General features: G+C 64.3%; 11 protein-coding genes. 3 read left to right on the top strand and 8 right to left on the bottom strand.

The window, feature by feature from the left end:
* Nucleotides 1–73: 73 nt before the first annotated feature.
* From dndE to dndB, 4 genes are read right to left on the bottom strand one after another with little or no spacing between them, the layout of a single operon-like run.
* The gene (gene dndE, locus EHS43_RS22600; RefSeq protein ID WP_125192591.1) at nt 74–502 is read right to left on the bottom strand and encodes a DNA sulfur modification protein DndE; all 429 of its coding nucleotides are present in this window, start codon (nt 500–502) and stop codon (nt 74–76) included.
* Nucleotides 492–2,519: a DNA sulfur modification protein DndD gene (gene dndD, locus EHS43_RS22595; RefSeq protein WP_125192590.1), complete on the bottom strand. Its 2,028-nt coding sequence runs from the start codon at nt 2,517–2,519 to the stop codon at nt 492–494. Before dndD ends, dndE begins: the two co-directional genes overlap by 11 nt.
* Complete coding sequence (dndC, locus tag EHS43_RS22590; RefSeq protein WP_185806362.1) at nt 2,506–4,086, bottom strand: DNA phosphorothioation system sulfurtransferase DndC; 1,581 nt, start codon at nt 4,084–4,086, stop codon at nt 2,506–2,508. Before dndC ends, dndD begins: the two co-directional genes overlap by 14 nt.
* Entirely contained in the window at nt 4,083–5,222 is a 1,140-nt protein-coding gene (dndB, locus tag EHS43_RS22585; protein ID WP_221740749.1) for a DNA sulfur modification protein DndB, read from the bottom strand. Before dndB ends, dndC begins: the two co-directional genes overlap by 4 nt.
* A 246-nt stretch (nt 5,223–5,468) precedes the next feature.
* Between dndB and dndA the strand changes: the two genes are divergently transcribed.
* Nucleotides 5,469–6,623, top strand: a complete 1,155-nt coding sequence (dndA, locus tag EHS43_RS22580) for a cysteine desulfurase DndA (RefSeq protein ID WP_125192589.1) — start codon at nt 5,469–5,471, stop codon at nt 6,621–6,623.
* 6 nt (nt 6,624–6,629) lie between these two features.
* Here dndA and EHS43_RS22575 read toward each other — a convergent pair whose 3' ends face one another.
* The 4 genes from EHS43_RS22575 to EHS43_RS22560 form a co-directional block, all read right to left on the bottom strand.
* Nucleotides 6,630–8,066 (bottom strand): DNA phosphorothioation-associated putative methyltransferase, encoded by a 1,437-nt coding sequence (locus EHS43_RS22575; RefSeq protein ID WP_125192588.1) that lies wholly within the window; start codon nt 8,064–8,066, stop codon nt 6,630–6,632.
* Nucleotides 8,067–8,294: 228 nt separating this feature from the next.
* Nucleotides 8,295–9,563 carry a restriction endonuclease gene (locus tag EHS43_RS22570; RefSeq protein WP_125192587.1) on the bottom strand — a complete coding sequence of 423 codons (1,269 nt, stop codon included), beginning with the start codon at nt 9,561–9,563 and terminating at the stop codon, nt 8,295–8,297.
* A 287-nt stretch (nt 9,564–9,850) separates the two neighbouring features.
* Complete coding sequence (locus EHS43_RS22565) at nt 9,851–10,165, bottom strand: hypothetical protein (RefSeq protein WP_125192586.1); 315 nt, start codon at nt 10,163–10,165, stop codon at nt 9,851–9,853.
* A gap of 750 nt (nt 10,166–10,915) precedes the next feature.
* Nucleotides 10,916–11,338, bottom strand: a complete 423-nt coding sequence (locus EHS43_RS22560; protein ID WP_125192585.1) for a hypothetical protein — start codon at nt 11,336–11,338, stop codon at nt 10,916–10,918.
* Between the two features lie 384 nt (nt 11,339–11,722).
* On the opposite strand from EHS43_RS22560, the gene EHS43_RS22555 reads away from it, so the two are divergent.
* A complete protein-coding gene (locus tag EHS43_RS22555; protein ID WP_125192584.1) occupies nt 11,723–12,781 on the top strand; it encodes an acyltransferase family protein in 1,059 nt (352 codons plus the stop codon).
* A 153-nt stretch (nt 12,782–12,934) separates the two neighbouring features.
* A complete protein-coding gene (locus EHS43_RS22550; protein WP_125192583.1) occupies nt 12,935–13,312 on the top strand; it encodes a hypothetical protein in 378 nt (125 codons plus the stop codon).
* The last annotated feature ends 154 nt before the right edge of the window (nt 13,313–13,466 follow it).

Here is a 13,466-nt window from a genome sequence, read left to right as displayed (position 1 = left end):
ACCCGCCGTCGGCACTCCGCCAACGGCCACCTCAGCCCCAACGAATACGAACGCCGACACCACACCGCTAAACTCACGCTCGCCGCGTGATCAATAACCGCGTGCCCACCTTCACGGGGGAAGGCCCGGTGATGGCGGCGCCAACTAGCCCTTCGATGGTGGCCATTTGCTTGTCCGCGCCTAGATATCCGATGCCGCGGTGCAGGTGCACGGTCAGCATGCGAGCGACGTTCTCATCAGATACTTCCTGCCCAACCGCCGCGCAGCGCTGCTTGAGCAGAGCCAGATAGACATCACCGTGCTGGCCAGCGAAGGTCTTCCAGGTCATCTCCACGTTGGAGTCGGTGACGATGTCCTTGACCAGCGGAGTCGAGGGGTCTTTGAGGGACAGCAACAACGCCCAGCGGCACAGTACGTTCCACTGGGTGATGCCGGTGGTGCGCTTGAGGTAGATCAGCCGGTCTTTGGCTGGCTGGGACAGGCGGACGTTGTCAACCGGCATGCTGTGCTCCTGCGTTCCACCAGTAGCCTTCGACGACAGCTGTGGTGAACTCGGTGTCGTCGTGGACGAGGGTGTAGGTCTGGGCGACGGACCTCTGCAAGCGGCCCAGCAGGTACTCATCGATCTCCTCGTCCGTGGACAGCAGGAGGACCTGGTCGCTGGCGTTGGGGAAGTAGCGGTCGACGAGGTGCTCGCGATGACGGCTGTCGAGGCGGCCCAGCGGGGTGTCGATAACGCTGGGCAGGCGGTTGCCGGCGACCCGCATCAGGCCCCACAGCAGGGAGACGGCCAGGAGCTGGCGCTCGCCGGCGCTCAGGCGCGCGGGGTCGATTGACTCCCCGTCGGCATCGGCGAGGGTGAGGGTGAACTTATCGGTGTCGATGCGCAGGTCGTGCACGAGTCCTTGCTTGCGCATGAGGACCTTGAAGCTCTGCAGGACGGCCACTTCGAGTCGGCTGATGTGCCGCTTGAGGAGTGCGGAGCCGAAGCGTTCGAGAGTTTCGCGGGCCTTTTCAGAGTATTTGATGATCCGCTCGACCTCTTCTGCTTTAACCTTGGTGCGGACGAACTCCTTGTGGGCTCGTTCGAGCAGGGTGGTGACATGCTCGCGGCGTCGCTTGAGGTCCTGCAGCTTGGCCGTGGCGCGGTCGCACGCGGCTTGGCTGCGGGCGACTTCCACGATCTGCTCGTCTCGGGCGACTTGAAGGGCTTCGACCTTGTCCTGGGCGGGGACGCCGGCGAGCTGCCGGTCCAGTTGGTCGAGTTGGTCTGTCAGTTCAGCGGCGCTGTGCAGTAGCTGCTGTGAGCGCTCCTGGTCCCGCTGGAGGAGTTCATTCAAGACGGTGAGCTGGGCCAGCGCGTCGTGCGGCAAGCGTAGGTCCATAGGCAGTTGCGTCTTGTCGGCACGCTCGGCGCGGTCGGCGTCCAGTTTCTTAAGCACATCGGCGCGGACGGTGTCGGGCACCAGATCCAGCAACCACTGGTCACGCGCTTCGAGTACCTCCAGAACCTGTGCCGATTGCTGGGCTTCCTGCTCCCTTTCGGCCTGCCGGCGCACGTCCTGCAGGAGTGGTTGGGCCATCAGCAGGGGCAGCGGGCCCGCGGCGAGTTGGATCAGCTCGCCGCGCACCTGGGCCAGGCGGGCGGAGGTCTGCTTTTTGTCGTTCTCCAGCTCGATGCGCCTAGTGAACAAATCGCCGCCCTCGTCGGCGAACGCCTTCTCCAGGCTGTCCAACTTGCGCTGCGCCTTACCGAGCTCGGTACGGGAGTGGGCGAGTTCCTGATGGGCGATGTCGTACTGGGAGAGCACCGCTTCGCGTTCGGCTTCCTGGGCGCGGATGTTGTCCAGCAGGTGCTGTTCTTCGTCGGACAGCTTCTGGCGACGCTGCAGTGCCAGCAGGTCGTTGCGCAGCTGCTGGACGGTGCTCACGCCCAGGAGGGAGTGGACGGCAGACTCGATGACGGAGGCGGCCCGTTCGGGGTCGGCCAGTGATTCGATCTTCTCACCGTCGAAGAAGGCCAGGGAGGCGATCTCCAGGGGGAGGAGGGATTCGACGTGGTCGGCCCAGCCCTCGCTCAACAGCCGATTGAACTTGCCCTCGGGCGTGACGTTGCGTCGCGTCTTTGCGCGTGCGCCGTAGGTGTCGTCGACGTAGACGTTGAGGAATTCCTTGAGAGTTTTGCCGCTGATGTGCCAGCTGCGGACGACGCGGTAGTAGTGCTCGTGCCCGCCGGTCATGACGGTGAACTCGAGAGTGATGGCAGAGCCGCGGGTGGGGTCGGCCTTGCGGTTGATGCTTTCGCGCAGGTAGGCGTCGTAAGCCTTGGTGCCGCGGCCACTGCAGCGGGCGCGGTTGCCGTAGAGCGCCAGCTGGATGGCGTCGAGCAGGGTTGTCTTGCCGCACCCGTTCAACCCGCCGATCAGGATGATCGGCTTGTTCTCCTTGGGGGTGAGATCAAGAGACTGCTTGCCGCGGTAGGCCCCGAATTCTTCGAGGGTGATCTTACGCAGGAGCATCGAGTTCGTTTTCGTCGTCGAAGGTCAGGTTCTCGGCGATGTCGTCACGCCACTTTTTCTTGCGTGTAGCGAATTCCACGGCGTCTTCGTGGTTGTCGTAGTAGCCCTTTTGCACGGCTTGCTCAAGGGCCTGGAAGAGGCCGGACCGGCGAGCCATGGTGCGGTACTTCCGCTCGACGGCGAGGAGTTCGCGGACCATGTTGTAGTGCAGGTCGTCGCCGTCGCAGACCTGCTTAAGGACATCCATCTCGTCGGAGCCCATGACAAGCTGCTCATCCAGCGGGCCGCCCGGGAACGGCTCGCCGGTGGCATCTTGGTAGATCTGCGGCAGGCTGTCCTCGACCTCATGCTTGTCGAACACCCAGATTCGGCGGATCTCATGAAGTTCGTCGAGCGTGATGAGTTCGATGTTCTGCACGTGCTCGGGGGCGTGGGCACGGATCCATGTTTGTGCCTGGAGCAGATCCTTGAGCCATTCTTCGCGGTAGGACTGCAGATAAGGGCCGTGGATGGCGCCGTCGTTGAACAGCATGACCTTGCCGTTCATCCGGCGGAAGTCACGGGCCGGCTTGTCGGGGCGCGGGAAGGGTGCCTTGCGACCGGGCGGGAGGTCGGGGTCACCCTCCTGGTAGTGGCCGAAGGGGGCATCGAGCTTGTTGCGCAGATCCAGCAGGGGGAGCATCCACTCCTTTTCCTCGTCGTTCTGGATCATGGCGGACATGGACTTGTCCTGCTCGACGAGGGTGCAGGTCCAGCAGCCGAAGCGGCTGGAGCCACAGGAGGGGGTGGTGGAATCGACCACGAGGGGGCATTCGCCGTCCCCGGAGGCGCCCTGGTACATAGTGAGTAGGTCCTGATTGTTGTAGCCCCAGGGGTTGGGCTTCTGCATCAGGAACTCCCACACATCGTCGTTGGTCCAGTCCTCAACGGGGCTGTAAACGAGGGAGTTGGGCAGGTTGGCGTTGGGTGAGAGGCGGTCGCGCACGCGTCGCTTCTCGTGCTTTTCCATGGCGCGGGCGCGGGCTTGGCTTTCTGCTTTACGGATGCCCAGCACCATGATCGCTTCGCCGTGGGCAGCGACCACGCTGCGGATGAAGCTGTTCGACGGCTTGATCTTCAGTCGCTCAGTGCACCAGCGAAACTTCGGGCGCGGGGCGGGATAGCCGCGGCCGATGAGGTTCACCCAGAAGGTGTCCTTTATCTCCGGCGTGAGGCGGTGTGGTTCGATCGGCAGGCTCTGTGCCTGTGCCGCGTCCTGCATGGTCCCCAGGGAGGCGGAGACCCAGGCAGCGACGACTGGGTTCTCCACCAGGGTGTCGGTGGAGATGACGTGCACGGCCTTGGTGCGCTGCTCGGCGGGCAGGTCTGCGAGGGCCATCCACACCAACTGCAGGACGGCGGTGGAGTCCTTGCCTCCGCTGTAGCCGATGACCCAGGGCACCTGGTCGGCAGTGTAAAGCTCGCGGATCTCCTCGGTGAGCTCGGTGACAACCTCGTCCAGCGAACGCCCGTTGAAGGGCTTGCGCCGTACGGGGGTGAGCCCAAGATTGAGGGGGATGGTGGTCATGCCTCGCCTCGCAGGTATGCGTCTTCCACACGTTGTTCTTCCGGGCTCAGTTCCAGGCCCAGATGCTTACGCAAGTAATTAACAGTAAGTGTCATGTTTTGGTGGCTTTTGGAGACGCGGCCGCCAACGATGGCGCGCCCCTCCCAATCGGCGTTGGCCCGGCTCCAGTCCACGTGCTTCAACGGAACCAGACGCTTCTTCCACACAGTCACCTTGAGGGACTCCCGTAGCAACGAGTTGCCGATACGGCCCAGCGCATGCAGGGCGATGCCGTGACTGTGAATGAAGTCCCGGCGCATCTCTTGCGCGGACAGCTGCTTGTCACGCACCATCGCCCACTCAGGCAGCGCCGCGTCCATGGCCTCCCAGAACGACTGCGCCAGCCCAGTCGCCTCGTCCTGCTTCAGCTCGAGGCCTTGGAGCAGGGACTGGGTGCCGAAGTACAAGGCGCTGAGGGTGAACAGCTTGCGGGAGCGGGCGGACAGGGTGCTCTTCTCCATCTCCACAAAGCCCTTGAAGATGGCCGAGCGTTCAGTGAGGGTCCGGGTGATCTGTGCGTTGACGTCCCGGTGGTCGTACAGGACGCCAATCGAGCGCGCCGGACGAACGGCGTGCCGATTGAGGTCCGCGAACATCTGCTGCGAGCGGGCGAGTCCCGTGTCGTGGAAGAAGACCACAGCGATGGTCTCGTCCCCCAGGTCGGGGTTTTCCTTCAACGCCAGCTCGATGGCGGCGCGGCGGTGCTGCCCGTCGTTGATGAGGAAGCGTGCGTCCATGGGGATGCGCAGCTGCCCGGTACGGTGCGCGGCTCCTTCGGCTCCCTGGCTATCGAAGACCATGTCTCCGTCAACGGAGGCGGTCAGGGCACTGAAGACGTAGTCCTCGGGGTTGTCCAGGATGTAGCGGGCGAGCGCCGGCAGGCGCCCCTTGTTCAGGACGCGCTGGGCTCTCAGCTCGGCAGAGAGATCATCTTCGTCGAAGAGGAAGATCTTCGGGATGAGCCGCAACGGGCACATCGACGCATAAAACTCTCGCCCCGCCTGCACCCCGCGGATCGCAGGGAACGTGTACTCAAAGCCAGTAGACACCCGCGAGACAGCCCGCCCCGCAGCTTTGCTCGCCACTTCAGTCTGCACCCATGCACTCTAGCGTGCGCGTACGTGTCCAGAGAAACGTACATCGCTCCTTTCTCAACGTACTCAGATGCACGGAATGACGTACCACGCCTCCGACCACGCGTCTGCAGTCGGCGAAGCGACAGAGAAACAAGCACCCCGAGGACGTTGTTGACGTACTGGGGGCAGTTACTTCGTGCGCTGCGGTCTCAGCGTGTACGTTAACCAGTTGACGTACGACCGTTATGTAAGTGTGCAAAGAGGCGGGTGAGCGCCGTGGTGGCGTATCTGGATGTGGCGGCGACGACACGGGTGGACCCGCGGGTTGCCGAGGTGGTGCTGCACTGGATGACCGAAGACTTCGGCAACGCCGGCAGCCGCACCCACGAATACGGTGCACGTGCCAAGAAGGCGGTGCAGCAGGCGCGTTCCTTCATCGCCGGCACCGTGGGCGCCAAGACGGAAGAAGTGATCTTCACCAGCGGGGCGACGGAGTCCAACAACATCGCTTTGCTCGGGTTGGCGCCGCACGGCGAGCTCACGGGCCGCAAGCACATCATCACCTCCGCCATCGAGCACAAGGCGGTACTGGAGCCGCTGACGCACCTACGCGACAACCGCGGCTTCGAGGTCGACTTCCTCTCCCCCGGCCCTAGCGGCCGCATCACTGCTGACGCCGTGCTGGAGCGGCTGCGTCCGGACACCCTGGCGGTGTCGCTGATGCACGTCAACAACGAAACCGGCGTCATCCAGCCGGTCGCCGAACTCGCCGAGAAGCTGCGCGTCACGCCCACCTATCTGCATGTGGACGCCGCTCAGGGCTACGGCAAGGTTCCCGCCGACCTGATGGCGCCCATCGACCTGATCAGCATCTCCGGCCACAAGATTGGCGCCCCGAAGGGCGTCGGCGCTCTTATCACCCGCCGACGGGGATGGGACAAGGTGCCGCTTGAACCGATCATGTTCGGCGGTGGGCAGGAGCGCAAACTGCGCCCCGGCACCCTCGCAGTGCCATTGATCATGGGCCTGTGCGAGGCCGCGAAGATTTTCACCGAGAGGCGGGAAACGTGGGAGCGGGAGGCGAAGGCGATGCGCGAGCGAATCCTTGCTGCGCTCAGCACGACACGCTTCCACCTCAACGGCGACCCTGACCACAGCGTCCCCCACATCCTCAACGTCAGCTTCGATGAGCTGAATGCCGAAGCACTCATCGTCCGCCTGAAAGACCAGGTCGCCATCGCCACCGGCTCGGCCTGCACCAGCGCTTCCTACACGCCCAGCCACGTCCTTCAGGCGATGGGCCTGGACGACGCGGTGGCTGCCAACGGACTGCGTCTTTCCTGGTTCCCTTCCCAGGCAGCCGACTTCGATCCCCTCCCGCTCGCCGAGACCATCGCCAGCATGCAGCCTCAGGGAGGCTGACCAGCCCTACGCGTCGGAGCGACGCACCAGCCGGTGCCCGCGCAGCTGCCGACCGCACCTGACAAGCTCGGCCTCCCATCCGTTCTCGGTCCCGATCAGGTGCGGCCGTTCGTACAACCCCGCCCGCATCTCAGTCTCGGTCAAACGCCGGTACCGCGGCACGTCCGGATCATCCGGTGCTAGAAACTCGTGCTTGCGGTGCAGCAAGGGGCGGTTAGCCGAGCTCTCATAGGAGAGATGGGATGCCCGAAGCGTCTGCAGGTCCACCATGTAGGAGGATCGGATCCGCGGATGCGGGTCTGCATCAAAGTCTGGGTAGTCCAGCCACGACACCGCTCGCCCCTGGTGTTTGAGCTTTGCCACTGTCCACTGTTCCGGGCGACCGGCAGCGATCGATGCGCAGTGCTCGTACAAGCGCAACACTGTCGGGATCCGCTCCAGCGTCCGTCGATGCACATACAGCGCCGTCGGGGTCACCTTGCCTGCGACGGAGGCGTTCATGGCGTTGCGCACGTAACCGTCGTCGCGGAGCTTCAACAGCAGTCGATCAGCCCGCTGACAGGCCTCCTTATAGGAGCTGAAGAACGTACGTACGTCGTGCTGCAGCCCCACTGGCAAATTGCCAAACGGTCCGCGGCCATTGAAGAGCTCCACCGCCAGGTAGAGCAACGTGTTCAGTGTCGATCGCTTAGCCCCCGCAGTGGCTCGCTCAGGATCAGCACCATCCCGCACGAGACGCTTGACCTCGTCGGGCCGCAGATGAGCCAACAGCTCCGCGACGGTCCGCGGCATCTCCTCAATGCGCGGCGGACGTCCCTTTCGCTCGAAGAAGCCCACCACCGCACTCACCGCTGATTCAGTGTCCTCGGAAGCAAGCCACTCGGCATCTGGGATCACACGCTGCGCCAGATAGCTCAGACGGGCGCCCTCGTCCCGGAACGCGTAGATGACCCCTGGCGCAGCCGCCACCACCCGTGCGCCGGTCACCTGCTCCACGTACTCCCGCAGTTCACTCGCGGCATATAGATGCTGGAAAGTTTGTCGGCTCGTGAGCAGGCCGTCACCGAACTCCTGGCCGTGGACCTTTGACTTCTCCCATGTCAGCCGGGCTGAGACAACCAGCAGCGTCGAGGTTAGATCCCACGCCTGCTGCAAGGTCTGCCGACGTTCCGCTGGGTCCTCGATCACGTTGAGGACGTATGTCAGCAACACCACGTCGCTGGCGACCAGTTGTGTATCGGAGCAGTAATACGGGTCCCACCCAGCCACCTGGCAGTCCAGTTGCTGCAGAGCTCTGACATCGTCACCACGGCCACAGCCGTAGTCGAGGATCGTCCGCTCGGGTACCAACTGGCGGTCCGCCAGCGCCTGACGCGCGGGCACCGACAGCGTCAGGCGCCCAATCGCCGTCCGCCGACGCTCACTACCCCAGATTTGCTGCATAACAGACACCTGCGTCCAGGTAACGACACCATCAGCAGGGTAGAAGACATTGGACCGGCACACCCACGCAACGACAAACATGCCTCTAAACGCCAGCAGGCGGCTGTCTGGCAGTGGATGGTTGTCACGCACCCTGGCCAGGCCTTGCGACGATGAACGTAGCCCGGCTATGAGTACACGCGAGGGTGCACCTGACGCTCGCCGCCGCCGCGTCTGCCACCGCGCGCCCTATCGGGATGCGGCGGGCCTCTTTATGTGACTGAGCCACTTCTCGACCAGTGTCGCTTGAGTAGGGGTAAGCCCCGCCAGGGATCCATCCTGCAGTTTTTTGCGTAGATCCGCCCTCGTGAGAGACCTGGATAGTTCTTCGATTTCTCGGGCACCTACGATACGGCTTAGAAACAGCTCGAGAAGGAAGCTTGACTCAGGATATTCCAGCAATTTCCGACCAGCCAGGGTCAAGTTCATGTGGTCATTCTCAACATCCACTAGCCCCAGGGAAACTAGGACACGCGACCGTCGACGCGCCTCATCGGAGCGTGTGATCGCAGGAAACCGCTCCTGGAATTTGGCGACGTAGTCATCCCAACTCGGCTGACCATCGGCAAGGTCGGTCATAGAGACGATGCAGTCCAAAAGATCCTTACCTCGATCCGATGGCATCTTCTCGATGTAGTAGCGCGGCAGAGCATTCTGAGACGGTTGGGAGGAGCGTCCTTGAATGGGGCTCCCAGCCTTGCCTGTAATAGTTGCCAGTGCCTCCAAGTCAAGAGAAAGGAGGGAAAGGCGCGAGGCTTGGATTCCAATACCGTGCTCAGTTAGCAAATCAGTCAACAACCGGCCATCGATTAGGTGAATTGGAGTGAGAGCATCATCCAGGGCCTCCTTGGGAGCATCTTTAGTGTACTTTCCGGTGGTCACGATGATCCCCTGCGTACCGGCCCTCAGTGTACCCCTGAGTTCTCTAACCTCCTTGACGGTTACTGGTTTCGACCAGCGCTTCACTTGAATCGCGGTAGGTACTGTCATAACGCCGCCTGCAACGAGAGTGGCTCGGACGTCAACGCCACCATCCTTAGATCTTCTAGTGACCTTTACATCTTCGTATCTCATGGCAGTGAATAAGTCAGCTACAATGTGCTCGAAAACTTCCGGAGGAACTTCTCGCAACTGCTTCAGCAGCTGCTCCTTGACTTGCTCATTTTCTTGTTCAATGGCCAGCTCAGCTCGGTTGCCGGGAGGGCGAAGGCGAATAGACCTCCCGGACATTGAAAAGCGCTGTCGATATCCTCGCGCCGAACGCAATCTGTCATCCTTCAACAACGCTTCAAGCAGCTGCTCTTGCGCGAGGCTACTGCTGGCGATCTGTTCGTCACCCAATTCCGTGAGAATTCGATCAAACTCCAGAGGGCCCCCACTGTGGTCACGGAGGACTTCGTAGACCTTGTGAGCGGTGAGCTGTCCAGGAGTGGCGAGAACTGTGAAGGCGGATTCCATCAGGGGTTTTTGTACCTTCTGTCAGATTGTGCACGTGTTGTCGGTGCGGCTGACGCATCAAGCGACGCGAGCATCAGGAGGAAGCATGACACTGAGGTCTGACAACCCACCATGAGGTAAGGACATTTGGCGCCGAACCCATCGGACAGGGGTGGACGAGCAGTGGCTATCGAGACCTACCCATCCCTCTGACCAGCCCAGACGGCTGAAGCAGACGCCCTCCGGAGTCGGACGCGAATGACTGTCGAGTGGTCAGACCTTCCGCCGGCTTTCCCAGATCGCGTGGTCTAGCTCTCCGGTGTGCGCCTCAAGCGTGCCGTAGCCACAGTGATGAGTTCGATCGCTTGGGCCGTAGTCACCGTGTGCTGCAGCACTGTTTGCAGCCGTCGAAGAACCATCCGGTCCGGCTTGATGCGGCTGTCGTCCCCCAAGAGCATCCACAGATAGGCGAGACGTGCGCCGGAGCCGTGGCCGGTAACCCCCGCGAGGTCACGCTCAACGGCCTTCAGCTTGTCCAAGTCAGCGAGCGACGCGTTGGCTTCAGCGAGGGTTGTAATGCCGTGGGATACCAGGATCTCGGCGTATTGACGGGCAGCAGCCACCTTCAGCGGAGCATCGCGGTTTGCCCGTGTTTGCGCTGCCTGTTCTGCAAGATCTCCGAAGAAAATGCCGCTTCGCCCTGGGTCTGGATGTGTTTAACGAAGCCTGTAGCGGTTGCTCGTCGCGGACAGTGACTTGCGCACTACCTGATAGCGGGTCTGAGATGCCAGCCCAGCCCGCGTAGCTGTGGCAGGTCGGGACCGTGTGCCGCTCGTAGTGAGCGTTGAGAGAGAAGACGGCGGCGCCGGCAGGATTGGGTGCGCTGTCGAATACGTGTCGAGACTCATCTGAGAGCACTCGTGTTCCTGGCCATTGCCGTCGCGGGCGGGAACTACTGGTTCCTGCTGTGCCCTCGTGACGGGTGCTACGTCCCACGCCTGGCCTGACTTCCAGCGCCAGGCCGTGGACTACCTGTGGACAGGGTGATCTCAGCAGGCGCCCCTAGGCTCTGTGACCTGCACATTTCCACAAGTCAGAAACCCCCTCCGGAGCCGTGTGCGCAGGTTCGAATCCTGCCGGGGGCACCCTTCATACGGTGCCCGAAGACCCCGTCACCAGCGGAGACGCTGAAGCCGGGGTCTTCGCGTATGTGCAGGCGTATGCGGACGGGCCGAAGCGGTCACATGTCGAGGTCTGTGGACGAGGCGTGTACGGGATCTTGGAGCACCACGACAGATGAGCTCCGCAAGACGATGTGGCCCCAGCCCCCGGACGAGTGAGGCGGTTGCATCGCAAGGCAGTAGCGGATGCCCCTAATCGGCGGTGACCCCCCAGTAGGCGATCTGCGCCGGCCTGCCGTCGCGGTAGAGCACTGTGCAGTTCCCCCGGGCGCGGCCTGGGAAGTCCAGTTGCTCGGAGTCGAGCGCGGTGTCCCACTCCTCGTAGGTGGGCCGGCCGTGAGGAGCCCACGCTCGCACTTCTTCGTCGGTCAGCGGTCGCATGAACGGACCGTCATCACTGTCCGTGGCCTCGATCATGAGAGGGAAGTCCAGCACGGTGCCCGTGCCACCGGTGAAGATGTACTCCTCCCACTCCGGGTCGCGCCACAGTTCCTCGACGGTCCGGCCCTCGAAACCGTGGTTGTCCCGCGCCAGCTCATCCTCCTGGGCCTGCCGGAACGCGGCCGCCAGATCACGCTGATACGGGCCCGTATGAGTCCATGCATTGCCGCCCATCCGCGTTCCCTCTCCATTCGAACTGCGTGTTCAAGCGCGGAGCGTAAGGGACGGCACTGACAGGGCGCCCCGACGGGCTCACAAGCTGAAGGCCGACAGCACGCTGAGATGCACCGGCTCAGGCCCGACTCCGAAGTTGGCGACGGCACCTCCTCCACCTGGTCAGGCTTCAGAACGCCAGAGGCCGACGACCTCCAGCGGCGTACAGCCTCACTCGGTGCAAAACTGCACGCGCTTCACCAGCTCGCCAACGAAGCAGGGAGCAGGGCACTTCCGTTCTCGGCCCGGCCCGCGGGGTCCAGGGGACGTGAACGCCCGGCGGATCTCTCGCTGTGCTCACAGGTACGGCGTTTGGGGTGCGGTCGGAGTGGTGAGGCGCCCGGGATGCACGAGGTAACTGTCACCGCCGCCACCCGGGAGAGAATCGCGGAGCGCGACGCCTTCTTCGACAACGCCAAGTACCTGGCCATCGTGCTGGTCGCCGTGGGGCACGCCTGGGAGCCGTTGCGGGACGGGAGTCGCGCGGTGTCCGCGCTGTACCTGCTCGTGTACGCCTTCCACATGCCGGCGTTCATAGTCGTCTCCGGGTACTTCTCGCGGAACTTCGACGCGAGTCCGGGGCGGTTGCGGCGGCTGGTGACGGGGCTCGTCGTGCCGTACGTCGTGTTCGAGACGGCGTACACCTTCTTCACCCGGTGGACGGACCACGCGCCGGACCGGCCGGTGAGTCTGCTGGATCCGCTGTATCTGACGTGGTTCCTGGTGGCGTTGTTCGTCTGGCGGCTGACCACCCCTTTGTGGCAGCGAATACGGCATCCCGTGCCGCTCGCGCTCGTCGTGGCGATGCTCGCGACGCTGACGCCCTCCATCGGCGACGACCTCGACCTCCAGCGTGTGCTGCAGTTCCTGCCGTACTTCGTGCTGGGGCTGTCGCTCAGGCCCGAGCACTTCCGGCTGGTCCGTCGGCGTACGGTACGGCTGGTCGCCGGGCCGGTGTTCGCCGTCGCGCTCGTGGCGGCCTACTGGGTGGCGCCGCGGATGAGCGCGGCCTGGCTCTACCACCGGGACAGTGCCCGGGAGTTGGGCGCGCCCGCCTGGTCCGGGCCGGTGATGACCCTGCTCGCCTTCGGGTGCTCGCTGGTGCTGGTCGGGTGCTTCCTCGCGTTGGTGCCCGGGCGGCGGACCTGGTTCACCGTGCTGGGCGCGGGCACGCTGTACGGCTATCTGCTGCACGGGTTCCTCGTCCAGGGCGCCCGGTCCTGGGGCTGGTACGGGCCCGCCTGGGTGCACGGTCCCCTCGGCGTGGGCGCGGTCTCCCTCGTCGCCGCGGTCCTCGTGACCGCCCTGTGCGCCCCGCCGGTCCGGCGGGTGCTGCGGTACGTGGTGGAACCGGAGATGCGGTGGGCGTTCCGCCGGGAGGCGGCCCGGCCGGTGCGCGCCTGAGGAACCGGGCCCGGGGGCCGCACAGCGCGGCCCGCTGTGACGCCACCGGGTCCGGTGCCAAGGCCCGCCGGCCTCCCGGACCCGGGGCGCCGGTGTGTCCGCCCGGCCTACTTCGACGACCGCCCGGCGACCGACGCCACGGGGCTCGGCTCAGTGACCGGCTCCGCCGGAACCGGGGCCGCGCTCGGCACGGTCGAGGGCCGCCCCGAGGGCCGCTCCGAGGGCACGACGGTCGGAACCGGGCTCGGCACGGTCGCCGGTGCGGACGGCACGGGGCTCGCAGCGAGGGTCGGCTCCGCCGGAACCGGGGTCGGGACGGTCGCGGGCCGGTCGGACGGCACGGGTGACGACACCGCGGACGGATCCGCGGACGGCACCGTCGAGGGCGCCACTGACGGCACCGTGGAAGCCGCCGGCTTCGGCGACGGGGAGCCCGTCGCGGCGCCCGCGAGGGCGGCCCAGCCGCCCACGGCCGCGGCGCTTCCCGCGAGCACGCCGATCAGCAGACGGCGGGTGAATCGGATGCCATGACGGTTCGTCAAAACGACTCCTCGGTGGTCGGTGCGGTTGCGTGAGAGGAGTACGGGGCGGCCGCGCGGACGGGTTGCACGGGGCGGTGTGGAAACTTTTCTCGCGGGGCGTGCAACCTCGCGGAGCGTGTCGCCGTACCTCACAGGGACAGGTG

Origin of the sequence: Streptomyces sp. RP5T (assembly GCF_003933965.1) — a bacterium.
Lineage (GTDB): Bacteria > Actinomycetota > Actinomycetes > Streptomycetales > Streptomycetaceae > Streptomyces.
This window is presented reverse-complemented; position numbering and strand designations above follow the sequence as displayed.